This window comes from Bosea sp. ANAM02, from assembly GCF_011764485.1.
GTDB lineage: Bacteria > Pseudomonadota > Alphaproteobacteria > Rhizobiales > Beijerinckiaceae > Allobosea.
Window position 1 is genome coordinate 548,905 of record NZ_AP022849.1, and the last position, 23,447, is coordinate 572,351.

The following is a 23,447-nucleotide window of genomic DNA, read 5'->3' on the forward strand; positions in this document are numbered from 1 at the left end:
ATCCGTGTTTAACTCATATCTTTCGCGATGCCGGTGATCTGGCCGGCCCTTTAGGGTGCGGTAACGGCGTGAAACCCACAAAAAGCCGTTGAGGAAAAGGAACCGGCGTTGCGCCATTCGTCCGCGCCATCGATCCTCGGAACGAGGAATCGGAAGGCCTGCGAAATGCTGACGCTCAACTATTCGGTCATGGGAGCCGGCAAATCCGCCCGCCTGCTGCAGGCCGCCCACGAGTTCGAGGAGGGTGGCGCCCGCGTTCTCCTTTTCACGAGCGCGATCGACGACCGCGCCGGCGTTGGCCGCATTGCATCGCGCATGGGCATCAGCAGGTCAGCGCATCCGGTTGCGACCGCTGACGACCTCTTCGACCTGGTCGCGGGCGCTGCGGAAGCTGCCCCGATCGCGGCCATTTTCATCGACGAGGTCCAATTCCTGAGCGTCGATCACGCGGAGCAAATGATCCGCATCTCGGATGAACTCGGTATCGAGGTCCTTGCCTACGGGCTGAAGAACAATGTTTTCGGCCATCTGTTCAGCGACACGATCGCGTTCCTGCTGGCGAAGGCCGACCGACTCGTGGAGATCGCGCGCCGCTGCCATTGCGGCCAGCGTGCCACGCAAATCCTTCGCTACGACTCCGTAGGCCAGGCCATCAAAAGCGGAAACGTCGTCGAGGTCGGCGGGGACGACCGCTATGTTTCGGTGTGCCGGCCGCACTGGAACGCCGGCGATATCGGCCCGATCCTCAGGGCAGGGTTGTTCGGGCAATCCTCGGCCGCCTGAACCAGACAGCCAGCTGCATTTGCCGCTTGCACCATCTGGTGGTGCAGTCGTCCTCGAAAAAACGAGGCTCCGATGAAGATCGATCCCAACCTCCCACATATCGAGATCGACCTGGGCGGACGCAGGTTCACCCATTACCCGAGCGGCGACACCCTGCTTCGCCACGACTATCTGCGCTGGCAGCGTCAGCATCTTCCCGACTGGAAGGCGATGGTCGTCGCTTTTGCAGCCCGCCATCCCGACACCCACCTGATGACCGATTCCAATCGAAACATCATCGACGACATCCGCACCTGGCCACCGCTTGGCGGGCGGTTCCAGGTCGGTGATTTCGTGGTCAATCCGGGATCCGCCGACCGCAGTGCTGTTGCTCGCGAGATCATCGCCACGGCCCCTAGCGTCACGGACACCATCCTCGATTTCGAGGAGACCTATATCCTCGACGACGGCGAGCAGATGTACTGGAGCAGCGATGCCGACGCCTGGACCAGCAAGGACCACCTCGGCCGCTCCGGCTGCCGCCTGCGCCCCTTGTTACCGGACGAGCGCCCCGATGACATGCTGGTGCCATCCGCTGACATGATCACCCGTCTTTGCTCCGACTTCGACGGCCCCATGACGAGGGCGATCAATGGTTGGGGTCTCGCAAAGGCGGTCGGCGATAAATCCCTCGATGAACTGGTGACCGATCTCCTTTTCTTGGACGGGTTCCGGATGGCCGCACTCGACGCGCATCGTTCAGGTCGCGGCACGTTGACTGAGGTCACCGATCTCATCGAGGCGACCGTCGTGTGGGTCAGGGATCTCGGCCTTGAGGAGAAAGCGAAGGGCACCGACCTAGACCGCTACGATGGCCTATTGCCCGTGACGCGCCGAGCAGCGATCGTGCTGGAGACACTTCATCGGCGCGGGGTTGAAGTGAGCGCCGCACTGGCTCCGTGAGCTACCGACCGACGCGCATCTCGATCATCTCCAGTGCGTCGACAGCTTCCTCTGAGGCTGGTTCTCCATCGACCTCGCGGGCGAAAAGGATGCGACTCTTGGGAATGGGTGTAGGCACGACAAAGGCCGACCGGAACGGAATTCCGTTGCGCGCGCGAAACAGGACGCGGTTGGCGTAATGGGAACGGATGACCTTAGGGTCATGAACCGCAAGGTCGATTATGGTGATCCGCTGCAAGCCATCCGAAGTGGCCCAGGCCGCGTCGAGATAAGGCAGCAACGCTTCACCGAAGACCTTCACGAGCAACGCGCGAAGGTCGGGACGCGGAACAGCCGATGCCGCGGTGTAGAGCAGGTCCCTGCCATCCACCATTACGTCATCGAGCGGTGCTTGAAAGCTGATCAGGATCGAGGCGGCGCTCTTGGCGTTCCGATTGTGCTTCAGGGCGTAATAGAGCGCTGTGTCTCTATCGGCAGTGGCATACACCGCAGGAATTGGCGCTTCGATCTGGAGATGCCCCCTCGGAATCGGCATTTGCTGCAGCAGTGCTCTGGGCGGCTCGGGTAGGCGATATAGATCCGGTGCCCAAAACCCGAGTTTCTCTACGCCGAGCCCGCGATCCTTGATCGCCGATAGCACCGGTTCGAGCCGATCAGGGGAGACGGCAATACCCCGGTAGAAGGTCGCGAGATCCACGGCTGACCCCCGTGTGCTCAAGCGGCCGCGGCGAGCCCGGCCGAGCACTTCGGGCAACGCGCCTTCTTGATCGACGGACCTTCACCAGTCCAGCCCGCGTTGCGAAACACCTCGGCCGCGCGCTTGGTCGGCACCGCCGCCCAAGCATCGCTGTTCGACCCCACGATAACTTGCGAATCATCGCAGCTGGTGCACTCCAGCCAGATCCCGGCGGGACCACCGAAGCGCCCCTGCGCCATCGCAATGCCGTACGACTGCCTCGCCAGCTTCGCCTCGCCGATCATCTTGTCGAAATCCAGAGCCATCACGCTACCTCCACATCACTGTTTTCGGTCTCAAGGACCTTCATCACTTCGTCCAGGATGTCCGTCAGCATGTCGCCGTGGAGATCCCACATGGTGTTGTTCGCGAGGGCCTTCTCCAGCCGATTGCGAAGATGGACACTCTGATCCTCCACCGGCTCGGCCTTCGACTTCTTTTTCCCCTTGTTCAGGAAGATCTGAGCGCTGATCTGATCGTTCAGTCGACTGAGGGCAGCGGCCTCGTCCGGTCGCAAACCATCCGCGCAGGCGCCTGCGTCGATCCAGCCGTCCGCGTTCTTCCAAACGAGCTCGGCCTCGCGCGCTGTGAGCCTGATCACGACCCCCTTCATTACGAAGCCTCCTTCAACGAGATCGGAGAACGCGGCAGGTTTTTCAGCAGCGCCTCGGCCGCCAACTTGGTGTCGAACACCAGCAGCAGCGGGCTAGCCGACTTGCGTTTCCTTCGAGCCTTCTCGTAGGACGCCAAACTTGCCGTGCGCCCCATCGCCTGCTCCTCGATGACCACGAAGCGGAAATCCATGTCGTGATCCGTTTCAGCCAGCCGGAGGGAGAGTGCCGCGAAGTGGAGCATCATTGGCACTGCCATGATCGTGGCACCGGCGGGGCTCATGATGTCGCAACCTTCGGGCTCGAAGGAATTCGAGCGGCGAGGACCGACCCCGATGTCCGAGAAGACCTTCATCGCGTAGAGCCGGCAGAGATCGGGCAGACGGAACCGCGTGTGACCGGAACCGCGCTGCGGCTTCAGAAGATCGCGTCGCCGCCAATCCCGTTGCAGATCGACACTGACACCGGTGGCCTCGGCTGCCTCAGCAGGCGTGAATTCTGTCGAAAAGGCCCGGTCGAAGTCTGGCATCGTCATCACCGTGAGAACTCTCACGGTTTATGCCGCAAAGCGAAAACCGTGTCAACTCTCACGGTTTGCGACATGAACCCCGCGCAGCCATCTCCTTCGCGACTATCGACTTCGCGGAGCTGTCAATCGAGAGTTCCGCCCGCGGCCAGCCGTCGATCTCGATCGTATCGAATGATGTCGCACGCAGAGCCAGTCCAGGCGCCTTCAGAAGGTTCGACGCCTTCTCTTCGCTGCCGAAGGCGATATCCCCGAGCTGGATCAGCCACCGCCAGGTTCCCTTCCCAAGAGCGCGGTGCTCCTCATAGCCCAGTTCAATCAGCGCGCTGATGTCATCATCGGAGCGCAGGCGATCGATCACCCCTTTCAGAGAGACGCGTTCACGAGGAGCCGACGGCTTCTTCGCTTCCGCCGGCGGAAGAAGCAGGAGATGCTCCGGGGGCTTCACCGCGTAGGAGGGCATCGAACCGCTGCTGTCGACCTGGAATCCCCGGGCTCTCCGAGCGCCTGGCTCAGGATCCTCGAACCCCAGAGCAATCAAGGTCCGCTCCTGCGCACGGGTCACGCCGCGGATCGAGTCGAGCATCCTGAAGCTGTCGGAGTGAACCCGGGCCCAGCCTTCGTATTCCAGCTGCGGCGCGGTCTTCCGAATGAGTGCGTGGGCGATGTCGTCATGGGCATAGTAGTCGCACCCCCAGAACCGGCCGGCGGGCGAGATCCACCCTTGATCTGAGAACGGCTTGAGCAGGAAGCGGAAAGCGAACTCCCGTTCGAGTTCGACAACAGCATCGGGCACGAGCGTCATGGCTTCGGTGATGTTGTGCGCGTCGACGTGGGCCAGCGGCTTCCCGTCCTCGAAAGGCGTCCGACGAGCCTTCATGTCGATCCATAAGACGCCTTCCTCCGTGCGCGCGAGCACGCACCAGCGAGGCATGGTGCCGGCATCCACCAAAAAGAACTGCTCGGGAGTGCTCAAACGCGCGATCCGGGAGTATCAAGCTACGAAGGATTGTGGAATCGATTCATGATCCATGGAAGCGCATCGAACAAATCCGCGGTGGATCGGAACGTGAATCACAAGGATATTTACCTGGAGACCCTCGCCCAGCTGGCTGCCTTCATCCGGCAAAACGGTACCTATGCTCTCCCGAGCGATCGGCCCGAAGTCCATGGCGAGATCCCCCATCGCGGCGCTGTGCTCGCGACGCTGGACGGCATCGTTCCGTCGCAGGATCGCGTTGGCGAGGACTACTGGGACATCAAGGCCACGGCGCTTTCCATGTTTCTTTTCAAGGCTCCCGACCTGCGCGACGTTTTCGCGCCAGTTGCCTGGTACGGCGCGAACCTCTCGCGGTGCGCGGTTCTGGATCCCCTGACATTCCACGGGCTGTCCGAAACGCTCTTCTTCATCAACAACACCCTCTTCGACGACGATTGGCGCGCGATCTACGCGAAGGACGGCGAACGCCGGGTCGTCAGCGAGACGATCGACGACTTGATCCAGGGCGGACGCTCCACCGCCGGCGTGCGCCACCGCGATCGTCTCGACAAGGACGATGCCTGGATGGCGGCGGCCAAGCGCACCGTTCTGAGCTACCGCAACTTCTACAGCGTGTTCGGTGATGACGTCGCGGGCATCATCAACTCCCCGCCGACCCAGGAGCAGCTGCTCGATCTCTGGGTGAACCGCCGCTATTCCGATTTCGCTCCGCACGCGCCTCGGATGTGACGCAGGAGCCTCCGATGACCGATCTCATTCCCGACGACCTCAAGAACATCCTTCTAGAGAACGGGAGACAGGCTGCCGCAGGCGTCGCCATCGACCCCGAGCCTCTGGTGAAGCTGTTCGCCCCTTGGACGAACATCACTTGGTTCATTTCCGAGCTCAGCCCGCGTGACCCGCAAGTTGCCTTCGGAGTGGCGGACTTCAACGGGGAGATCGAGCTCGGCAATTTCGACCTTCGCGAGATCGCGCGCCTTGAGGGCCCAGGAGGCCTGCGCGTGGAGCGCGACCTTTACTTCAAGCCCAAGGGCACGGTCAGCGAATATTGGAACCCGACGGCACCGCCGAAGCCCTGACAACAGGAGTACGACAATGCATACCGCCCCGCTTCGCGGCGCCGGAGCCGTGGATGGTGACCATACCATCCGAGACGAGGATGCGGCCCTGCGCCTTGCCGAGCTCGTCATGTCTATGGTGTTCGTTAGCGATGCTGGCCACAAGGCGCGCAGCCTGGCGCGAGCGGTTCTGGGCATCGCCGATCCTACGAGCGACGCCGCATACAGGGACCGCGTTCCGGTTACGACCAACGGCACGATGCGCCTGATTCCCGCGGACGAGCCTGTATTCCTGATCCGTGGTCAGGACATGGTTGGAGGCGATGCCGTTCGCGCCTGGGCGGACCTGGCCGCGGCCGCCGGCGCGAACCCGGGCATCTGCGATCTAGCCCGCCAGCAGGCGGCGAAGATGGATGAATGGCCGAAAAAGAAGGTTGCCGACCACCCTTCGGTTCGAGATCATTCGGCTTCCGGCCAAGGCGTCCGTGCTCCAAGATAGGGAGCACCCCAAGCAGGTACTTCTAGCTTCGCCGCTTGCGTGTCCGCCGGCGTGCGAGGTGGTCCGGTAATCGGCCGGCATCACCACTGTTCCGAACGGTGAAGAGACGTCCCGTCGCGACGGCATCGTCGTCTTCTGGATCCTCCAAAAATACGAGGCCATTCGCCTTACTCGACATGTGGAACATCAACCTCGTCGACCCGGCGCTGTCTGGCGTACTGAAATTGGCGTCGAACTGCAGCGACCTCCGATCAGACCCGATATGCATCTGTCCGGCTTCATTGCCTCGGTAAGCGAAGTCGATGATCCAACCACGAGTTCGCATAAGCCCAATCAGCTTCTGCAGAAGCTCTCGATAACCGATGCGCTGAGCCATTTCGAGAATTTGGGTCATCTGGCCGGCCTCGCTCATGGCCCAAGCGCGCTGAACCCACTGCTCTTCCGCTTCGACAAGCATCCCGACCGTCGCCGGAATCTCGGACAAAGCCAACTCGGCCGCGCCCGACAGGTCCTCCACCAGAACCTTTCCGATCTTCGCCCTCCGGGCTTCTGTCGCGCTCCCATACCACCAAGTGTCGATGCCAAACTGGTCGAGCTGACCGGGCGCGTATGCGCTGAATTCTTCCACCTCGATCAGCGATCGTTCAGTCACGAATATCACCTGGTTCGCGCCGTGCTCGCCTTCGACGATGATCTTTTGAGCCAGCGCTCGGTGAGCAGCGAGGGCCGCGTCCTTCATGAACTGCGAGGCGGCCTCGCTTGGATCCTCTGCGCCGGGGATGGCTTCAACCTCCGCCCGGTAATGATCGACCAGCAGCGGGATGATGGCGACACGCGAAGCGCCGACATGACCCGCTATAAAGGGCCCCAGCGCGTCGTGCCTGACCAGAACCTTCCCCTCCAGTGCCGTCATCTTCCTGGCGCAGGCGATCAGGTCCTTCTGGAGGGCTTCGGCATAGGCAACCCGGTCCCCCTGCGTGATGGCGCCGGGTGCTTCCGACCGGGTTGCCGGCAACTCGTAGGGCACGAGATCCGCCGACTGGAGCGAGATGCGATTGATCTCGCCCGCGGCGTTGCGGCGCAAGCTGGCGACGGGGAAGAAGCGTTCGCCGGCGGGGAGCTTCGATTTCACCCAGTCGACAGAGCCGTCAGTATGCCTCAAGCCGAGGATCGTTCCCGCCGCGCGGGGATAAATCTCGACTTCTGGAAGCGCCAGAGGTTCGGCGGACGTGGCCGGAGCCGCTCGAACCACCCGCGCTCCATTGTCGGTGCAGGGATGCTTCTCCCAGTCCGGCCAGACCGTATCGAAGAAGACGCGACCGCCTTCGACGCTTTCGAAATACCAAACCAGTCCGCCACAGACCGGGCAGTGAGCATTCGGGACAAGAAGGCTTCCGGAACCAGCGCCATCGGCCTTGAACGCCCTCGCTTCACCCGGCTGGCCAAGGGACCATTCATCCCGGCGGACATGGTGCTCCCTGACCTGGAAAGTCGTGCCGTAGCGGTTCGTCCTGACGTGCTTGGACCGACTGAAGGTCGACATCGCCGCAGCCCAGCCTACGCCGCCACACGCTCGACCCGGCCGGTGGTCGGGAACACGATCAGACCGACAGGAACGCCCGTCGCCTTCAGGTAATCTCCGACCTGGCCTCGATAGGCGAGGATCGTCGCTGCATCTGGATTCACATCACTCTTCCAATCGATCACCAGCGTCGGGCGCGCACCGTCGAAGGCAATCGCATCGGCGATGCCGTAGGTGACCGTATCGACGCTGCCATCGCTCGCGAAGGCGTAGACATGGCATTCAGGAACCAAGCGATCCCTGACTGCGAGGATCTCCGGCAGTTGCAGCGCGCGAAGGACGGCGCCTGCCATCTCCGAGGCAACGAAACCCTCTTCTGCGCTTACCGCCTCGGTGGTGCCGAGCTCGACCAGCAATTCCCGCGCCCGGGCTTCCAGAGCCACTGCCTCCTCGGCGACTTCGCCGGTCAGGATCTCTTCGGCAAGCTTGTGCATCACCAGGCCGCGAATACGTCCGCCCTGGATCGCAGGCGCTGCGGCTGTGGTATCGCCATCTTCCGCAGCGGTGACAACGACCGCGACCTCGTCGATAGCATCGGGCTTGTCTGCATCCTCATGCCTGGACGGCGACTTCCAATGCAGGCTCCTGGAAGCGGCCACCACGCGAGATGCCTCGTCGGCAAAGACATCGCGGGTCTGCTGGTTCGCGCGCGGCGAAGCCGAGGCCGGCAGCTCGGGCTCATAGGCCGATAGATCCAGAGCCGGGAGATCACCCAATGCCAAGTCGACCACCCCGATCCAGGTGCCGTTGGCCACCCCGGAAGACGGCCGCGGCACGATCAGAAGCTCACGGGCACGCGTCGCGGCGACATACCAGAGACGAACACGCTCGCGCGTGATCTCGGCCTTCTCGCCTTCGGCTGCCTCTGCGAAGCCGTCGGGTGCGATCCCGAAGACCTTGGTGTAGAGCTGACCAGTCTCGCGGCTGATGATCGTCGATACGCCTTCCTTCAGCCCAGTCGACGTATTCACGGGGATCACGACTGGCCATTCCAACCCCTTGCTGGAATGCATGGTGATCAGGGAAACCGACTGCTCCTGCGCATCTGGCCGGCCCTCGCCAGCCCGCTCTTCATCCTCCCAGGCGGTCGTCATCGCTTCCGCAAAGGCCCGCAGACCGCGAGCAACGTAGCTTCGCGACATGCCGAGATAGAGATCGACATTCGCGAGAGCGCGCTCGGCCTGGCCCTTATGACGGGCGAGCAGCGTCGGACGGATACGGAGCTCCGCCACCGCCTGTGAGAGCAGGTCGTAGGGCGTGGTAGCGTTGCTTCGGCGCCAGAGGCCCTGCAGACGCTCCAGAACGTCCCTGGCGACCGGATGAGTGACGAGCTCGGGCTCAGTGCGCAGTGAGAAGCGTTCCTTGCCATGGCCGCTCTCGCGCTCCGGCAGGGCGAAGCCGATGTCGAGCAATTCCTCCTCGGTCAGCCCGACGACCGGACCACGCATCAGCGCGCCGAAGGCGAGGGTGTCGCGGCTGTCTGCCAGGACGCGGGTGACGGCAATCAGGTCCTGGATCTCCTGCCGCCAGAAGAACCCCTTTCCGGCCTGGGTTGCGACGGGAATGCCATAGCGCTCCAGCGCTTCTTCATAGCGCCACAAGTCCGTTCCGGTCGGTGCAAGAAGCGCGATATCACCGGCCCGGCACAAGCGCCTGCCACCCGTCAGATGATCGGTGACCTCGGCGCTGCCGATCATCCTTGCGCAGGTCTCAGCAACCGCCTCGGCCTCAGCGTTGCGGATAGCGTCCGCATTCGCGTCGTCGTCCACCCAGACGTCGAGCGCGGTCACGCAAGGATGACTACCGACATCGTCGTGGAAATGATCGAGCGCGGTGAAGCCTGGCTGGGCATTCTCGACCGACAGCGGCGTCTCGAACCTGCCGTTCACGAACTCCAGAATCGATTTGCACGAGCGGAAGTTGGTTGCGATCGAAAGCACATCGTCGCTCGATTGCGCGGCGATCGCCTCGCGCGCCTCGACATACGCACGCACGTCGGCGCCTCGGAAACGGTAGATCGCCTGCTTGGGGTCCCCCACGAGGAAGAGGGCGCCCGGCCGGAGAACCCGCTGCTGCCACGGCGTCTCGGGCGTCGGCGCCTCACCGCACAAACGCCAGAAGATCTCTGCCTGGAGCGGATCGGTGTCCTGGAACTCATCGACGAGGACGCGGCGGTAGCGCTGCGACAAGGCCACCCGGACCGTCTCGTGATCGCGCAGGAGATCACGGGCCGCGTAGATCAGATCGTCGAAGTCGAGCAGTGCGGCTTCGCGCTTATAGTCGCGGAAGCGCTGGAGGAGCGGCCGGACCTCCTGCATCAGCGCGGCGAGGAGATGCGCGCCGACGCCGACGATGAGCGCGCCCCAGGCGTCCTTGCAGGCGGCGTAGTGCCCGTCTGCTTCGGCGAAGAGACGATCTGCCTCGGCTGCGGAGAGACCGCCGGCCTTGGCCGCATTCTTCCAGCCTGTCTTCCGCTGATAGGCCCTCAAAGATCCCGACTTGGTCGCGATCCGATCAGAGGGCTCGATGCGGATCAGCAGGGCGAGAGCATGGGCACCAGCCGCATCGCGCGCGGCGGCTGCCTGGTCGACCATATCCTCCAGGTCGGCGACCCAGAGCGGCGTATCCGCGTCCCACACTGAGAGACCGCCGATGAAGCTCCGGAAGCCAGCGACCGCGGCGACGAACCCATCGACCAGGTCCACCAACGGGCGGACAGGCGGCGGGAGCACATCGCGCCGCTGGCGCATCGCATCCGAGACACGATTGATCGATCCAACAGTCTCGCCCGGATCAATGCCGACGAGCTCGATCAGCAACTCGCTACCGCCTTCGCCCAGACGCTCGCGGATCCACGCGTCGCGTAGGTCGCTGAAAGCAAGCTCGGCATCGTTGCGGTCGGCAACGCCCGCGCCCGGGTCGATATTGGCCTCAGCCGGATAGGGGCTGATCAGCCGCTGAGCGAAGCCATGGATGGTCGAACAGACCAGCTCGTCCAGGGTATCGAGCGCATTGCGCAGGTTCTCGATCTGGATCGCCGACGGTCCGCTGGGGAGCGCGAGCTTGAGCTCCACCGGCACGTCGCCTGCCACGAGCCGCTCGACGAACAACCGAACGCGTGCCAGCAGCTCGCTTGCCGCGAGCTCGGTGAAGGTGACAGCCGCGATGCATTTCGGCAGTTCGCCTTCAGCCAGAAGCATGGTCACGCGGCCTGCCATGACGGCGGTCTTTCCGGAACCGGCGCCGGCCTCGATCAGTAGCGAGCGATCATGCTCCGTCATGGCGGCGAGGCGCTGCGGCTGATCCGACAGCATACGGACAGGGGCGTTCATCACTTGACCTCCCAGATGGCGGCCGCTTCATCGAGCGCCAGGGTCGCCGGTGCCTGCTTCCTCCTGAACCAGGATTTCGCGGCGTTTGCCGGCAGAGCGAAGCGCAAATCGTTGTAGGCGATCGGGGTGTCTGGCCCGGGCAGGGCTTGACCACCCTGAAGGTTGGAGCGCGCAGCGGCGAGGAAGATCGAGAGCTGCTCCAGAACCTCGTCGGCGTTGGCCAAGGGCAGGCTTCGGCCGTGCCGCGGGAAGTTCAGCGCCGCCTCGACCTCGATGTTCGACCCGAGCAGCTGCTTCACCGCGAAGGCGTAAAGCGCGCGCTGGATCTCCTTCCCGCCGTCGAGAACATACTCATCCGCCGATTTCGGAGGCCGGCCGGTCTTGTAGTCGTTGACCCTGACCTTCGATCCGTCACCGGAGATATTGAGGCGGTCGATCGCACCGGTGATCCGGAAGCCTGCGAGCGGCACGGTGACCGCCTCTGCAGGATCCCAGGGCAGCGCGATCGAGGCATCGACATCCTCGCGAGAGAAAGGCACCTCGGCGAAACTGCGCTGCTCCGGAAGCGGGACCTCGTCCTCAGGACGCACGATCGCCACCGCAAGCCCCCGCACTTCCGCGAGCGTCCGCGTCCAAATCGCCGCCGGCGGAACAGCGCGCTCCGCTTCGAAGCGACGTCTGGTGCTCGTCAAGGCGCGATCGATTGCAGCCTGGACGGTGGAGGCATCGGCGTTGATCAATCCGCCTTCGGCCTCGAGGTCGATGACGGCCTTTTCCAGCACTCCGTGCAGGATCTCGCCGAACTCGCGATTGTCCAGCGTGAGCGGATCGATTCCGACGCGAGGCGTCTTCCACCCGAAGCCGTAGCGCCAGACGAAACCGAGCGGGTCGCGCAGCAGGCGCTTGAGACTGGTCGCCGACTGCATCCTGTCGAGCAGGCCGTCGATCATGGGGTGATGCGCGCGGATCAGACCATCATGGGCCGTGACCTCCTCGCTGAACCAGTCGATCCAGCAGCCTTCCGCAGAGCGCGCCAACGGCGACATGCGGAACTCCGCGGACCTGGCCGTCAGACGATCGACCTCGCTCATGGCATGCGCGGGCACGTCGTTGCGCTGCAGGTACGTCTCGGCGGGCGTCCGACCATGGAGGAGCGGGCTCTTGCCGAGAAGGCGTCCCTCGCCGTCGCGGCGCGGCCTCGACAGCACCAGCTCGGTCGCCGTCGTCGCGAGGATGGTGTCGAAGTCGCGGCGATCCGCGACACCGATCGACAGCGGCGAGAGCTCGCTGGTCGGAACGACGTGATCGGGCAGGAGCCGGTCATCGCTCCCCATGCGGGGCCAGCCGCGCGAGGTCAGACCGAGCAGCCGAACAAAGGGGCGGGGTGCTGCGGCGAGGGCGGAGGCCGGCATCCATGCGACGGCCGACGGCGCGTCCTTGCTGTCGTCGAGACAGCGGAGACCTTCGAGGTTGAGCGGCAGGGCCACAACCGGGCCCGCCTCGACGCCGCGCCGCCAGATGGCAAGCGCAGACAGGGGCAGCACGGCACGACCGATCTCCTCGGCCTCGGCCAGCGGACCGGTGATGGTCTCGACGAGCTTGCGCAGTTCCCCGGTATGGTCGACCCCGTCAGGCCAGCTTGCGGCCTTCAGATTGGCAAACAGCCTCTGCCAGGAGGCATGCGTCGCCATCGGTGCGTCTTCCGGGATGACACGAAGCCATCCCTCGGGAAGCGTCTCGAAAAGGCCGCTCCCGCGGCAGAGCGAAGCAAGCCGGCGCATGCGCGAGTGCGTGATACCGCGCACGAGGATCTCGGCGAGCGCCGCGGCGGCCTGACCATCCCGGCTCGCCAGCGCGCTGGTGCCGTGGACGAATTTCAAATCGAGATTGGCGTCGGCCCGCAGGGTGAAGAAGTGGTCGTCATAGTCGGCGGGGCTGGCGGCCGCGATCGCGATCTCGTTAGGCTTCGCGCGTCCCGAGGCAATCAGCTCGCGCGCCCAACGCAGCGCCTCGATCGCCTCATGCAGCGCAGTGGATGCGCTGATCGCCTGAAGGGTTGGATTCAGGCTTGGCGAGCGCTCGATGATCACGCGGCTGCCTTCGAGCCAGTCAGGTACATGTCGCGGCCCGGCGACCCAGCGAACCTCGACATGCTCGGCGAGCTCCAAAAGCAGCGGGCGCCAGCAGGGCGACATATCGGTCAGGCCGCGCACCTCGATAGGCCCGAGGATCTTCGCCGCCTGCTGCAGGCGCGTCCTGGCTCGCTCGACGATCAAGCCGGGAGGGAGCATTCCTTGCGGCAATTCTTCGAGAACGGCCGCCTGCAGTGCAGCGACCGCATCGATCCGAGAATGGCCCGCACGGGCTTCGAGATCGATCCCGGCCCGCCAGATTTTGTGAAGCGTAGTGGCCCCGGCTCCCACCATGCCAGGCAGGTTCTTGATCGCGTCGAGTTCACCGAGGTCGGTAGCCGGCAACGCCTTCTGAAGCGCCTTGCGCAGCGTGTCCTGATCGATCGGACGCGTGAAGCCGCCGGCGAGACGCGCCGCCAAACCCTCGAAAGTGGTCACCAGGACACCAAATTTGCCCTGCTTCGCCAACTCCACACGCAAAGCCCGGCTCGCGAGCTGACCGTGTGTGATGATCGTCGACCGCATCCTGCGCTATCCCCCAGCATTTCTCGAACTCAAGCCTGATCGATCGGCCTGTCAGGAGATGTCAGCAGCGACGCTCCCTTTCGACTGGGTATGCAGCGACAAATTCGGCAGAAGGTCTAGGGCGATAGACGGCCTATCCACCACGGCTCAGTGAAAACTGACGCAATAGGCTTGACTCTTGAAGAATCCGGCTGGACACGCCTTGCCTTCGATCTTCGGGATTGCGCGCTTCGTGTCTGCGCGGAAGGCCTCGCAGCAATCGCCGCTCCCGAAGTATCCGGTCGGACAGATCCCGTCCCTTGCGATCCTGTCCTTGCCATTCTGCGGCAGGCAGTAGCCCGCCGCCTGCGCAGACGCTGGCAGCAGCATAGCAACGAGGATGACGATCTTCAGCATTGGTCGACCATGCCTCAACGCCGCGCGTAGCGCCAACGCACAGCTTCTTCCGGTTCGAAGCCGGCGGAAACAATGTCGCGCATGGCCAGCAGGGCGTCGGCCGTCAGGTCCGCGTCGAGAAGTGCCCCGTGCGCGGCCTGGCGATGGCTCCGATCCAGAGAGAGCTTGTCGCAGACTGCATCGAGGCTCTTGGGGGCGCGCGGAAACAGTTCTGCGAATAGCGTCTGCGTGCACAGCCAGCGGCCGGGCAGCGGCTTCTCACCCCATTGCCCAAGCCGCATCCGCGCGAGCTCGTGCGAAAGAAGCTCTCGCTCGTTGTCTATCGCGTGAGCAACGATCGGATCTCTCTCCCCGAGGAAAGCGAAGAAGCGTTCGTGCAGGTCTGCGAACCGCGGTGCCTTGCGAAGCTCGCCGGCGGTGATACCGTGGATGCCGCGCGCGACGTGGCTCACCGGTCCTTCGGGGTTTACCTTGCTGTAGAAGCTCTCGCCTTTTCTCCAGCCGTCACCTGTCCGCAGCAGCTCGATCGCGCCAATCTCGATGATCACGCCAGGGAGACGAACCGATCGCGGCGATCGGATCATCTCGATCCTCACCTTGGGCCGGTTTCCGGTGCCTTCGAAATCGATGACGACCAACCGCTCGGCGCGATCGATATCAGCAAGATTCACGACAAATCCTTTGCATTTCTGGGAATTCTTGACATTCTCTGACGTGAGATTCCATCCTCCGGGATAAGTTTCGGTGGATCGTCGGTTTGTGACTTTCACCGGCGAAACCCACCATCGAGCTCCCATCAAGGAGATCGAGCATGCTCGCGAACGATATCGCAAAAGCCGTCAGCACCATTACCGAGACGCTCGACAACAGCGGTCCGCATGACGACCATATTGTTGAGGCGTTGGCCGGCCTGAAGGAAGCCTCGGCTGACTGGAAGGCCGCCGGCGGCCAGCTCGGCGACAGCCTCGCGACCCTGATCGCTGTCAACCAGATCCATGGTTCGATGATCGTGGCCCATGGCGACGAGCCGCCGGCGGAGATCACGCAAGCCTTCACTTTGTCGAAGGACCTGGTCGACCTCGCGGAGCGCGCGGGCTTCGTTGTCAATGACCCGGAGCCCGCGCTACCGCGGATGATGTGATTCGAAGCCACCGGGGCCCCAGTCGTCCGGCGGCCGCAGGCGAAGACGTCAGGCCGGATCAGTGGCCTGACGTGGTTTCAGATATCCACGGCGCTTTAGACCTTCCCGCACCATCACCTCGATGGTCGCATTGACACTTCGAAGGTCATCCTCAGCACACCGCTTCAGAGCCTTCACCACCTCGGGGGAAAGCCGCAGGGAGAGCGCTTCGCGCTCTCCCATGGTCGGTCTGCCTTGTCCGCCCAATGCCCTTACCCGTGCACGTTGCCGGCATTGATGACAGGAGTAGCATCCTTGTCGGCAGCCAACACGACCAGAAGGTTGGAGACAAGCGAAGCCCTGCGATCCTCATCGATCTCAATCTTCTTGTCGCGAAGTCCCTTGAGCGTCTCATCGACGATTTCGACCGCTCCTTGTACGATCTTCGATCGTGCCGAGACGATCGCCTTGGCCTGCTGCCGGCGCAACATGGCGCTTGCGATCTCGGGCGCATAAGCGAGGTGCGTGATCCTCGCCTCTTCGACAAGGATGCCGGCCTGAGCCAGTCGCTCTGACAACTCCTTCACCAATTCAGCAGAGACCGTGTCGCCGCCGCCCAGGAGGGTAACGGTATCCGTGGTCTTGGAATCGTCGGCTTCGTGGTCGTCGTACGGATAGCTACTCGCAAGTTTCCGGATTGAAGTCTCGACCTGCAGGCGGACCATTCCTTCGCCGTCCTCAACATTAAAGAGAGCGCTCGCAGGATTGACCACGCGCCACGTCACCGCCGCTCCGATCTCAATCGGATTGCCGTTGAGGTCGTTGACCTTGAGAACCTCCGAAGCCAGCGTCACGATGCGGCGAGAGACGATCGCGACGTGGAAAAATGGTAGCTGCCAGCGAAAACCTTCCGTCGTGTCTGTGCCGACGTAGCGACCGAAGAACGTCGTCACTCCAACCTTGTTCGGTTCGAGCGTGTAGCATCCGCTGAGAAGGAAGAAGGCCACGACCCACAGGCCGCCGATCTTGAAAACCGCCGGCAGCATGCGACCGAGATTGCCCGCCTGGAAAGAGTACAACGCCTCCGCCCCGTAGATGTAGACCGCGCCCGCCGCGATGAGCAGGGCCACGCCCAGCGCCAGGAAGCCCGATAGGCTCAGAACCGCCTTCTCGATGATGGGCTGATAGGAACGCGAATGGTCGCTCGACATGAAATCCTCAAGGAAGGAATCCATCACCGTGATGGATTTCTGATATCATAAATGGGTACCAACTCGCCCGGGTCAATAGATTCAATTCTCCTTTCCTTTATTCACCCACGTTCAATCCTTCGGCAGCGGAAGTGCTCGATGCCTCATCCGTGCGCTCTTTGGGGTTCCAAAACACGAATTGGAAACGCGGTTGTGGCTTTCAGGCCGGGAGATTCAAACGGCTCAAGAGACCCAAGATGCTCAATGCCGAATTCGTCCACGACGCCGCCAACGCCATCACCCATCTGATCGAAGATTTCGACTCGATCCCCGACATGGTCTCGTCCAGCGCAGCGATCCTCACGGAGGAGGTCGCCGCCTGGTCAGAGGCCGGCGCCGACGGCCTCGACACGATCGAGATCATGCTCGCGGCCAACAATCTGTTCGAGCACCTGAACCAGGCTTTCGGCGCCGCACTCCCGGAGGAGCTGATCGGCGCTGTCGACCTGTCACGAGCCCTGGCCGAGCAGACCGAGATCGACGTTCCTGAGGTCGGACCGTCCTTTCGGATGTAGGGCTCATGAATCGCGCCACTGCGTCCGGCGGTGGCGCTTCCAGCTGCGCTCGCAATGGCGCGGGATGTCGTCGTAGTCAGAGGGGATCGAGTGCCGCGCAGCGCGCTGGCGAACTGCCTCCCCATCGACCTTGGTCCCGGCGAGGTAGCGGCGCTCCTGAGTGGTTCGGATGGGGCGGTGCCAGGCGTAGCCGCCGCGGCGGCCCGTAAACGGGACAGGCCCGCCACGGAAGGCTGGCATCGCCGCATTCCTGCTCCAGGACCAATATCCAATCGAAGGCGCGAGACGATCGCCCAGCGCGGCGCGAATGCACCAGGTCGGGATGTCGAGCCCCATCTCGTCGCGAACGCTGGCGCGACCGGTTTCAAGCAGAGGGGAGGGCGGGCGCTCGATATCAAGCAGGATCGCAACGAAACGCCGGTATCCGAGACAGGCGAAGGCGTCGGCGAGATTCTCAAAGCGAGCGGACGAGCCGGTGCGATCGCGCACCTCTACGGTGACGATCTCGCTCCAATTCTGGGTATGCATGGTCTTTCTCCGTCAGGGTGGTCCCTAACGGAAGACGCTGGCCTCGCTCATGGCGGTCTCCTTCGAGGCGGCCCTTTTACCAGAGCATGGATTGGAATGCCAGTCCTTGGCCGATCGTCATCCAGGCACGGCGTTGATCGACGCCCGCCGGTCCATCATCTCGCGCGTCTCGAACATCGGGTGCCCGCATCGTGGAAGCCAGTTCCGGTCCCAGTCGCGCTTATTGACCGGGTCGAACTCGATGGCCTGCCGGCAGTCGTCGCAATACCAGGCGAAGCTGCCGTGGTTGTACCAGCGAGCTGGCGCACACTGGCAGAGCCTGCGATTGCAACTCCCGCCTTCCTTGCCCTTGTCTGCCTTGTCAGGGCCGCTGTAGTCGCCGTACGCCATCGCCTTAAAGCCTGAAACCAGACGGGGCGGCTGGAACCAGATCAGCCGCACGCTCGCGCCCGGCCTCGGTCAGCGCGCCTTCAGCATCGATCCAGCCGCGCTGGCGCAGCGCACGCTCGGTCTGGCCGGCTCCGCCGTACATGGAGCGTCCGCTCAGGTGTCCCCAGGCCGGCCGCCCCTGATAGAGGTTGATAAGGACCCGAGCCATCGCCGGCGAGCAGCGCTCGGGCTTCGGCGGGTTGTTGCTCTGCTCAGTCATGCTGCCCCCGCCATCGCACGCGCCGGACCGGCTGGATTGCCGGGCTTGGTCTCCCATCCGAAATCCGGAAGCGCGATGATACGCTGGCCCTTCATATCCTTGCGAACCGTGATGAAGGCACCCTGTTCCAGCTGCTGCACCCGAGAGCGCGCGCGACCAGCGGAATGGCTACCACAAACGCGGGCGAGATCCGCATCGGTCGGGCAGCTTTCCCCGTCCGAGGCCGCCTTCACGAGCGTCAGATAGATAGACTGCAGCTCCTCAGGCACCTCGCTTGTCGCGAAGGTGATCGCCCGCTCCATGTCGGGGTTCTCGGTAGCCGAGCCATCGATTCCAGCACGCGCCACCGTCAATAGCTTCCTGAAGGCGCCGAGATCTGGCTTCGGCCCCGCGACCTTCTGAATGCGGCAGTGCACGAGGAAATCCTGGTAGAGGACACCTTCAGCCTTAAACGAGGCGTCCGTTTCACCCATGATGGTGGCCAGGATGTTCCGCAGCGCGACTTCACGAGCCGCGTTATCGACCTGGCTGACCTCATCCACTGCTTCCCCGTCGCCAGCTTCCTCGACCTTGGTCTCCCGCTCGACAGCGGCCAGCAGATCGTCCGTGGACTGGGCCGGCGGCGGCGGCCGGCGAGCAACCCGCGGCGCCGGGGTAGGCAGGGCAGCCAGAATGAGATCCCGCGCCTCATCGCCCATCGGAACCGGCGGCGGGGTAAGCTTCGGCGTCGATCCCCGTGCATGGGTTTCGACCGATCCAATGCGGATCGGCAGCGGCTTGCGCGAAAGCGCGGGACCCAGGGCCACGAATTGGCCTTTCTGCAGCTCGCGGAACATCTCCGCCTGCCGGCGATCGAGACCGAGGAGGTCGGCGGCTCGCGCCATGTCGATATCGAGGAAAGTGCGGCCCATGAGGAAGTTCGAGGCCTCCGCCGCGACGTTCTTGGCGAGCTTGGCAAGCCGCTGCGTTGCAATCACGCCGGCAAGGCCGCGCTTGCGGCCGCGGCACATCAGGTTCGTCATCGCACCCAGCGATATCTTTCGAGCTTCATCAGAGACCTCGCCAGCGGCCGCCGGCGCGAACAGCTGCGCCTCGTCGACGATTACGAGCGCTGGATACCAGAGCTCGCGGGGAGCGTCGAAGAGCGCGTTGAGAAAGACCGCCGCGGCCTTCATCTGCATGTCGACTTCCAGCTGATCGAGGTTGAGCACGCAGGAGACGCGATGCTCGCGGATACGACCAGCAATCGCTTCGAGCTCGGCTTCGGAGCGATTGGCGTCGACGACGAGGTGCCCATAGCGGTCCGAAAGCGAGGTGAAATCGCCCTCGGGGTCAATGATGACCTGCTGCACATGGGGCGCGCTCTGCTCCAGCAAGCGGCGCAGGAGATGAGACTTGCCGGACCCGGAATTGCCCTGGACGAGCAGGCGGGTCGCCAGCAGCTCCTCGATATCGATCGTGGCCGGTCCTGAAGCGACGCCAGCGGCACTGCTCACGCCGAGCTCGACAGCAATTGTCATTCCAACCCTCGAATTCACTACCACACCTTGATGGAAGGGATTGGCACCTCGGATCAAGGACCGCGCCACTGCTCGTCCACCGAATCCATGTGCTGAAGGAAGATTGCTGGCACGGTGGAAAGGATCGAGCGAAAAGAGCTTCGAAGATGTCTCTTGCAAACGCTGGCTGTAGTCTGGTCGAAAGGAGTCTCTCTCGATGGCCGTCGTCAGCGTTGCCTACCAAGTGCCGATCACCTTCGTCCCGCAAGGGTCGAGGAAGCCGCGCACCGAGATGTTCAGCCGGTCGATCGAGGTGGAGGTGCCGGAGGTTCCCAGCCCCGACAATGCCGAGGCTATCAACGTCAAGCTCAACTTCCCGAACGTTCCTCAGAGGCGCTTCTGGTGGGTTCCTGAGGCCGTAGCGCAGGCCCACCGGGACGAGATTCGGCGCGTCGGCCACGGAGGGCGGCTCTGGGCCGACTGCGCCCGTGAGGCGCATCACAATTTTATCGAGATCTCCAATGCGCGGATTGCCGACGGCGTGGATCTCGCGGGTGTGAACGGAACAAACTTCGCTGAGCGTTATTGGCCCCAATCCCCCGATGCCCTGCCGGAACGCGGGTTTCTCGCGAGAATGCCCGGCAATCCCAGAGAGGTCCTGTCGATCAACCTGGAAGGGCGCGCCCGGAATCCAGCAGGAAAAACGGATGGGCCTCGTGGCCCCTGCCGGATCATCACCAGCCTCGATGACGATCGCCAGGCACGAGCTCGGAGGTTCGTGGAAGAGAACCTCATGGTTGTCGACGGGAAGCTCCACATCGCTACGAATCCGCCCGCCTTTGCCGGCCGCCGCGCCTGGCGCAACGGGATTTCCACCACCCAGCGCGAGGCAAGTCCAGGACCTGCCCTCGTTCACTTCCGAGCTGACGATGAGGAGGCGTTCATCGCTTACATGAAGCGGTACGGAACGGCCGAAGAGTCCTTTCAAGACCACTTCTTTGCCCACTTGCCGGGCGAAATGACTCCTGCATATCTCGACATCGATCGGGTCGATCTCGCCATCGAGAGTCTGAAGATGGCTCTGCCGAGCTTCTCCAAGGGGTTCAGCGACCTCCCAGACGAAAGCATCGATCGATGGATCGAGCTTCGGCATGCAGCCGCCACCTGGAAGAACGCCAAGGGTGACCCCGCTGCGATCCTCGCGGCGGTCGAAGCCTTCCACTCAAGCATCCCGCGCGAGATCAACAGCGTCACCAGAATGTCGAACATGCAGTTCGACGCGTTTTTGAGAATGATGAAGACGTTTGATCTCTCGAACCGCCCCGTCCTCGAGGCGCCTTCGCCGGCGCTTTAAACGTTCCTATGCCCGATCGAGGATCTCGACCGTGAAATTCAGCCTTTCCACGCCCTACACCCTGGAATATCGGACGCCAAAATCACGCCTGTCGCGCACCGTTACGCTGGCGGACCGTTTCGACGTCGAGATCCCGGAAATTACTCGCTTCGATGAGGACGAGGCCTTCCGCGCGCGGTTCGTGCCTTATGACCGGTACCAGCAGCAGCGCGAGCGCTATCTCAATCGCGAGAAAAAGCAGATTGCGCTCCTCAACAACGACATGCATCTGCGCGGATTCGACGGAAAGCTTTGGGCCGATTGCGCGAGCGACAGCCGGACACAGATGCCTGACCTGCTTGCCGACGTCCTTCGGCTCGGAGACGAACGCTACTACGGCAGCGATTTTCCCAGCCGCATCATCAAGGACCACGTCTCCAAGAACGGACGCGCCCACCCCGCCGGCGGTTTTCTGCACTGGCTCGATACGCACGAGGACAACAACCGCCGCAAGCGCGTCCTGATCCTGCGCAGTGACGGCGCAGCCACCATCGAAGGCGCGGAATACACCCGCCCCGACAACATCGCCGAGATCATCGACGACCAACGCGACCGCGTTCGCGAGGAGGTCACCGACTACGCGCAGAAGAACTTTGTCATTCAGGACGGCCGGCTGTTTGCCGCTACGCCGCCTCCGGTTTGGATGGTGGGCGCCGAGCCCAATTGCGTCTATCGTAGCGCCCTGCGAGCAGCGAAGCCGATGCCAGGCCGGGTCCTGTTCCGCATCGATGACAAGGCCGGCTTCGAGGCGATCATCCCGCATATTTCGGCAGCAAAACACTACACGCCGTTCTACGAGGATGTGGAGATCTTTGCGGCCGATCGCTCCTATCTGGCGATCGACCAGGTGCATTTCGCGATCGAGGGGCTGAAGGGAAAGCTCACCCTCGCGGCCACGGGCTTCTCTGACCTTCCGGACGAGACGCTCCATCTCTGGAAGGCGTTTCGCCGAGCGATCAACGCCTGGGACCCGATCGACGCAGATCCAGGGAAAATCCACGAGCTTGGGAAGAGCTTCATCGAGGCCGTCCCAAAGACCAACAACGTCAAAACCGCACTCGGCCCTGACTTCAAGGCCTTCTGCGCCCTCATGCCGATGCTCGATCTCAGGCCTCGGATCAAGCCGGAGGATGATCCGGAACTCGCCAACCTGACGCTTTGAGACCGACCCGATGAAGTTCTCCGTCGCGTTCGAATACCCCGTCCGATACATCCCTCGCGGCGCCCGCAAGCCTCGCGAAGAGATCCTCTACGCGACCAGCGAGATCGATATCCGGGAGCTCAATGGTGGCTTCCACTCGCCTGATGCATTCGTCGCCAGGAACCCTACGGAGAATGCCCTCAAGGTCTACCGCGAGCGCGCTGAGCAACAGAACCTCGTCGACTGCCTTGGTCGGCTGAGTGGGGGCATCCATCTCCGGGGCCATGATGGCGCGCTGTGGGAAGACACCTGGCGCACCGCGTCCGAACGCTTCTTCGATATTGACGGCCCGCAGCTGCGCGAGGGCGGAGACATCTACCGAGACCCCGACTTCGAGCGTCGCATCCGTCTTTACAGCTCGCCCCGTCCAGATAGCGAACCGCAGGCCGGCGCGATCCATTGGCGGCGCTGGGGCCCAAGGCAGGATGCACGCGCAGACTTGATCGTCCTACGCCAGGCCGATGAAGCCCGCATGCCGGGGCGCTCGAAGGATCTGGAGCGCCCGCTGAAGGAGATGATCTCCAGCGGCCTCGATGCGGCGCGCAGCGATGTCGGGACCTACGTCCAGAACCATTTCCTGTGGGCTCACGGAAGCCTTCATATGAAGGTCCCCCCACCGGCTCGCTCCTTCAGCCGCGAGAACGGATGGTTCGCGATGAAGAACCACATTCGAGGATCAGATGCGCTCGCCAGTGGGGCCTATTTCCGCTTCGACGAGTACGAGCAGGTTAAGCAGATGTCGGAGAAGTTCGCCGGACGTGCTCGCCAGGTCGCTGACTATCTTGGCGGAGATATCCAGGCGACGTCCGTCGACCCGGACTACATGGCCATCGACAAGGTGGATCTGGGTATCAGGGCGTTGCGGCGCTCTCTGCATCGGCTTCACGACGGCTTCAGCGAGCTTCCGGACCGATGCCTCGAAAAATGGATGCAGTACCGGCGCCTGGCGGATTCCTGGTCGCCCGTAGAAGGGGATCCGCGCAAGATCATTGAGGCCTTCGTTGAGTTCCGGGACGCCATCCCGCGACAGGAGAAGATCGGCAGCCTCGTCTTCGACCAGCTCTCGATGCAGTGTCTCCCTTTCCTGGAACAGGCGCCGACCCTCGACTTGCGAGAGCGGGTCCGGCCCGTCGACGACATCGAGCTTGCCGCGCTCTCGCTCTGAAGGCT

The 23,447-nt window shown here is 63.2% G+C and carries 25 protein-coding genes; 10 read left to right on the top strand and 15 right to left on the bottom strand.

The features are described from left to right. The first annotated feature begins 165 nt into the window (after nucleotides 1-165). Both OCUBac02_RS26460 and OCUBac02_RS26465 read left to right on the top strand, forming a co-directional pair. Nucleotides 166-783 (top strand): thymidine kinase, encoded by a 618-nt coding sequence (locus tag OCUBac02_RS26460; protein ID WP_173050855.1) that lies wholly within the window; start codon nucleotides 166-168, stop codon nucleotides 781-783. 72 nt (nucleotides 784-855) lie between these two features. Beyond that, nucleotides 856-1,725, top strand: a complete 870-nt coding sequence (locus tag OCUBac02_RS26465; RefSeq protein WP_173050857.1) for a hypothetical protein — start codon at nucleotides 856-858, stop codon at nucleotides 1,723-1,725. Between the two features lies 1 nt (nucleotide 1,726). Here the strand turns inward: OCUBac02_RS26465 and OCUBac02_RS26470 are convergent, their stop codons facing one another. From OCUBac02_RS26470 to OCUBac02_RS26490, 5 genes are read right to left on the bottom strand one after another with little or no spacing between them, the layout of a single operon-like run. Next, entirely contained in the window at nucleotides 1,727-2,422 is a 696-nt protein-coding gene (locus OCUBac02_RS26470; RefSeq protein WP_173050859.1) for a hypothetical protein, read from the bottom strand. 17 nt (nucleotides 2,423-2,439) lie between these two features. Next, nucleotides 2,440-2,727, bottom strand: coding sequence for a hypothetical protein (locus OCUBac02_RS26475; RefSeq protein ID WP_173050861.1), 288 nt, complete (start codon nucleotides 2,725-2,727; stop codon nucleotides 2,440-2,442). After that, entirely contained in the window at nucleotides 2,727-3,074 is a 348-nt protein-coding gene (locus tag OCUBac02_RS26480) for a hypothetical protein (RefSeq protein ID WP_173050863.1), read from the bottom strand. Before OCUBac02_RS26480 ends, OCUBac02_RS26475 begins: the two co-directional genes overlap by 1 nt. Next, on the bottom strand, nucleotides 3,074-3,607 hold the full coding sequence (locus OCUBac02_RS26485; RefSeq protein ID WP_173050865.1) for a MerR family transcriptional regulator: 534 nt from the start codon (nucleotides 3,605-3,607) through the stop codon (nucleotides 3,074-3,076). Before OCUBac02_RS26485 ends, OCUBac02_RS26480 begins: the two co-directional genes overlap by 1 nt. Nucleotides 3,608-3,659: 52 nt before the next feature. Beyond that, on the bottom strand, nucleotides 3,660-4,574 hold the full coding sequence (locus tag OCUBac02_RS26490) for an FHA domain-containing protein (RefSeq protein ID WP_173050867.1): 915 nt from the start codon (nucleotides 4,572-4,574) through the stop codon (nucleotides 3,660-3,662). Between the two features lie 48 nt (nucleotides 4,575-4,622). Between OCUBac02_RS26490 and OCUBac02_RS26495 the strand changes: the two genes are divergently transcribed. From OCUBac02_RS26495 to OCUBac02_RS26505, 3 genes are read left to right on the top strand one after another with little or no spacing between them, the layout of a single operon-like run. After that, nucleotides 4,623-5,327: a hypothetical protein gene (locus tag OCUBac02_RS26495; RefSeq protein WP_173050869.1), complete on the top strand. Its 705-nt coding sequence runs from the start codon at nucleotides 4,623-4,625 to the stop codon at nucleotides 5,325-5,327. Nucleotides 5,328-5,341: 14 nt separating this feature from the next. Next, entirely contained in the window at nucleotides 5,342-5,677 is a 336-nt protein-coding gene (locus tag OCUBac02_RS26500; RefSeq protein WP_173050871.1) for a DUF2958 domain-containing protein, read from the top strand. Nucleotides 5,678-5,693: 16 nt separating this feature from the next. Further along, the gene (locus tag OCUBac02_RS26505; RefSeq protein WP_173050873.1) at nucleotides 5,694-6,155 is read left to right on the top strand and encodes a hypothetical protein; all 462 of its coding nucleotides are present in this window, start codon (nucleotides 5,694-5,696) and stop codon (nucleotides 6,153-6,155) included. Between the two features lie 22 nt (nucleotides 6,156-6,177). On the opposite strand, the gene OCUBac02_RS26510 is transcribed toward OCUBac02_RS26505, so the two are convergent. From OCUBac02_RS26510 to OCUBac02_RS26530, 5 genes are all read right to left on the bottom strand, one after another. Continuing rightward, nucleotides 6,178-7,698, bottom strand: coding sequence for a hypothetical protein (locus OCUBac02_RS26510; RefSeq protein WP_173050875.1), 1,521 nt, complete (start codon nucleotides 7,696-7,698; stop codon nucleotides 6,178-6,180). A gap of 14 nt (nucleotides 7,699-7,712) precedes the next feature. Next, complete coding sequence (locus OCUBac02_RS26515; protein ID WP_173050877.1) at nucleotides 7,713-11,069, bottom strand: UvrD-helicase domain-containing protein; 3,357 nt, start codon at nucleotides 11,067-11,069, stop codon at nucleotides 7,713-7,715. Then, a complete protein-coding gene (locus OCUBac02_RS26520) occupies nucleotides 11,069-13,726 on the bottom strand; it encodes a PD-(D/E)XK nuclease family protein (protein ID WP_173050879.1) in 2,658 nt (885 codons plus the stop codon). The genes OCUBac02_RS26515 and OCUBac02_RS26520 overlap by 1 nt, the downstream gene beginning before the upstream one ends. A 147-nt stretch (nucleotides 13,727-13,873) precedes the next feature. Continuing rightward, nucleotides 13,874-14,122 carry a hypothetical protein gene (locus OCUBac02_RS26525; RefSeq protein ID WP_173050881.1) on the bottom strand — a complete coding sequence of 83 codons (249 nt, stop codon included), beginning with the start codon at nucleotides 14,120-14,122 and terminating at the stop codon, nucleotides 13,874-13,876. A gap of 14 nt (nucleotides 14,123-14,136) precedes the next feature. Beyond that, nucleotides 14,137-14,793 carry a 3'-5' exonuclease gene (locus OCUBac02_RS26530; protein WP_173050883.1) on the bottom strand — a complete coding sequence of 219 codons (657 nt, stop codon included), beginning with the start codon at nucleotides 14,791-14,793 and terminating at the stop codon, nucleotides 14,137-14,139. 140 nt (nucleotides 14,794-14,933) lie between these two features. Here OCUBac02_RS26530 and OCUBac02_RS26535 point away from each other — a divergent pair, with 140 nt between their 5' ends. Beyond that, nucleotides 14,934-15,263: a hypothetical protein gene (locus OCUBac02_RS26535; RefSeq protein WP_173050885.1), complete on the top strand. Its 330-nt coding sequence runs from the start codon at nucleotides 14,934-14,936 to the stop codon at nucleotides 15,261-15,263. A gap of 251 nt (nucleotides 15,264-15,514) precedes the next feature. On the opposite strand, the gene OCUBac02_RS26540 is transcribed toward OCUBac02_RS26535, so the two are convergent. Next, nucleotides 15,515-16,477, bottom strand: a complete 963-nt coding sequence (locus tag OCUBac02_RS26540) for an SPFH domain-containing protein (protein WP_244639337.1) — start codon at nucleotides 16,475-16,477, stop codon at nucleotides 15,515-15,517. A 212-nt stretch (nucleotides 16,478-16,689) separates the two neighbouring features. On the opposite strand from OCUBac02_RS26540, the gene OCUBac02_RS26545 reads away from it, so the two are divergent. Continuing rightward, nucleotides 16,690-17,007 (top strand): hypothetical protein, encoded by a 318-nt coding sequence (locus tag OCUBac02_RS26545; protein ID WP_173050887.1) that lies wholly within the window; start codon nucleotides 16,690-16,692, stop codon nucleotides 17,005-17,007. Nucleotides 17,008-17,010: 3 nt separating this feature from the next. Here the strand turns inward: OCUBac02_RS26545 and OCUBac02_RS26550 are convergent, their stop codons facing one another. The 4 genes from OCUBac02_RS26550 to OCUBac02_RS26565 form a co-directional block, all read right to left on the bottom strand. Beyond that, a complete protein-coding gene (locus OCUBac02_RS26550) occupies nucleotides 17,011-17,535 on the bottom strand; it encodes a hypothetical protein (protein WP_173050889.1) in 525 nt (174 codons plus the stop codon). 117 nt (nucleotides 17,536-17,652) lie between these two features. Further along, nucleotides 17,653-17,925 (bottom strand): hypothetical protein, encoded by a 273-nt coding sequence (locus tag OCUBac02_RS26555; protein WP_173050891.1) that lies wholly within the window; start codon nucleotides 17,923-17,925, stop codon nucleotides 17,653-17,655. A 4-nt stretch (nucleotides 17,926-17,929) separates the two neighbouring features. Next, nucleotides 17,930-18,184, bottom strand: coding sequence for a hypothetical protein (locus OCUBac02_RS26560; RefSeq protein ID WP_173050893.1), 255 nt, complete (start codon nucleotides 18,182-18,184; stop codon nucleotides 17,930-17,932). Next, complete coding sequence (locus OCUBac02_RS26565) at nucleotides 18,181-19,704, bottom strand: ATP-binding protein (protein WP_173051186.1); 1,524 nt, start codon at nucleotides 19,702-19,704, stop codon at nucleotides 18,181-18,183. Before OCUBac02_RS26565 ends, OCUBac02_RS26560 begins: the two co-directional genes overlap by 4 nt. Nucleotides 19,705-19,900: 196 nt before the next feature. Here OCUBac02_RS26565 and OCUBac02_RS26570 point away from each other — a divergent pair, with 196 nt between their 5' ends. Genes OCUBac02_RS26570 through OCUBac02_RS26580 form a run of 3 tightly spaced genes read left to right on the top strand, consistent with a single transcriptional unit; the run spans nucleotide 19,901 to nucleotide 23,442 of the window. Then, nucleotides 19,901-21,037 (top strand): hypothetical protein, encoded by a 1,137-nt coding sequence (locus OCUBac02_RS26570; RefSeq protein ID WP_173050904.1) that lies wholly within the window; start codon nucleotides 19,901-19,903, stop codon nucleotides 21,035-21,037. Between the two features lie 31 nt (nucleotides 21,038-21,068). Beyond that, the gene (locus OCUBac02_RS26575; RefSeq protein WP_173050906.1) at nucleotides 21,069-22,238 is read left to right on the top strand and encodes a hypothetical protein; all 1,170 of its coding nucleotides are present in this window, start codon (nucleotides 21,069-21,071) and stop codon (nucleotides 22,236-22,238) included. 10 nt (nucleotides 22,239-22,248) lie between these two features. After that, entirely contained in the window at nucleotides 22,249-23,442 is a 1,194-nt protein-coding gene (locus OCUBac02_RS26580; RefSeq protein WP_173050908.1) for a hypothetical protein, read from the top strand. The last annotated feature ends 5 nt before the right edge of the window (nucleotides 23,443-23,447 follow it).

Coding starts and splice junctions, on each gene's coding strand:
- OCUBac02_RS26460 (WP_173050855.1), top strand. CDS start 166: ATGCTGACGCTCAACTATTCGGTCATGGGAGCCGGCAAATCCGCCCGC.
- OCUBac02_RS26465 (WP_173050857.1), top strand. CDS start 856: ATGAAGATCGATCCCAACCTCCCACATATCGAGATCGACCTGGGCGGA.
- OCUBac02_RS26475 (WP_173050861.1), bottom strand. CDS start 2,727: ATGGCTCTGGATTTCGACAAGATGATCGGCGAGGCGAAGCTGGCGAGG.
- OCUBac02_RS26480 (WP_173050863.1), bottom strand. CDS start 3,074: ATGAAGGGGGTCGTGATCAGGCTCACAGCGCGCGAGGCCGAGCTCGTT.
- OCUBac02_RS26485 (WP_173050865.1), bottom strand. CDS start 3,607: ATGACGATGCCAGACTTCGACCGGGCCTTTTCGACAGAATTCACGCCT.
- OCUBac02_RS26495 (WP_173050869.1), top strand. CDS start 4,623: ATGATCCATGGAAGCGCATCGAACAAATCCGCGGTGGATCGGAACGTG.
- OCUBac02_RS26500 (WP_173050871.1), top strand. CDS start 5,342: ATGACCGATCTCATTCCCGACGACCTCAAGAACATCCTTCTAGAGAAC.
- OCUBac02_RS26505 (WP_173050873.1), top strand. CDS start 5,694: ATGCATACCGCCCCGCTTCGCGGCGCCGGAGCCGTGGATGGTGACCAT.
- OCUBac02_RS26510 (WP_173050875.1), bottom strand. CDS start 7,698: ATGTCGACCTTCAGTCGGTCCAAGCACGTCAGGACGAACCGCTACGGC.
- OCUBac02_RS26515 (WP_173050877.1), bottom strand. CDS start 11,069: ATGAACGCCCCTGTCCGTATGCTGTCGGATCAGCCGCAGCGCCTCGCC.
- OCUBac02_RS26520 (WP_173050879.1), bottom strand. CDS start 13,726: ATGCGGTCGACGATCATCACACACGGTCAGCTCGCGAGCCGGGCTTTG.
- OCUBac02_RS26525 (WP_173050881.1), bottom strand. CDS start 14,122: ATGCTGAAGATCGTCATCCTCGTTGCTATGCTGCTGCCAGCGTCTGCG.
- OCUBac02_RS26535 (WP_173050885.1), top strand. CDS start 14,934: ATGCTCGCGAACGATATCGCAAAAGCCGTCAGCACCATTACCGAGACG.
- OCUBac02_RS26540 (WP_244639337.1), bottom strand. CDS start 16,477: ATGGATTCCTTCCTTGAGGATTTCATGTCGAGCGACCATTCGCGTTCC.
- OCUBac02_RS26545 (WP_173050887.1), top strand. CDS start 16,690: ATGCTCAATGCCGAATTCGTCCACGACGCCGCCAACGCCATCACCCAT.
- OCUBac02_RS26550 (WP_173050889.1), bottom strand. CDS start 17,535: ATGCATACCCAGAATTGGAGCGAGATCGTCACCGTAGAGGTGCGCGAT.
- OCUBac02_RS26555 (WP_173050891.1), bottom strand. CDS start 17,925: ATGGCGTACGGCGACTACAGCGGCCCTGACAAGGCAGACAAGGGCAAG.
- OCUBac02_RS26560 (WP_173050893.1), bottom strand. CDS start 18,184: ATGACTGAGCAGAGCAACAACCCGCCGAAGCCCGAGCGCTGCTCGCCG.
- OCUBac02_RS26565 (WP_173051186.1), bottom strand. CDS start 19,704: ATGACAATTGCTGTCGAGCTCGGCGTGAGCAGTGCCGCTGGCGTCGCT.
- OCUBac02_RS26570 (WP_173050904.1), top strand. CDS start 19,901: ATGGCCGTCGTCAGCGTTGCCTACCAAGTGCCGATCACCTTCGTCCCG.
- OCUBac02_RS26580 (WP_173050908.1), top strand. CDS start 22,249: ATGAAGTTCTCCGTCGCGTTCGAATACCCCGTCCGATACATCCCTCGC.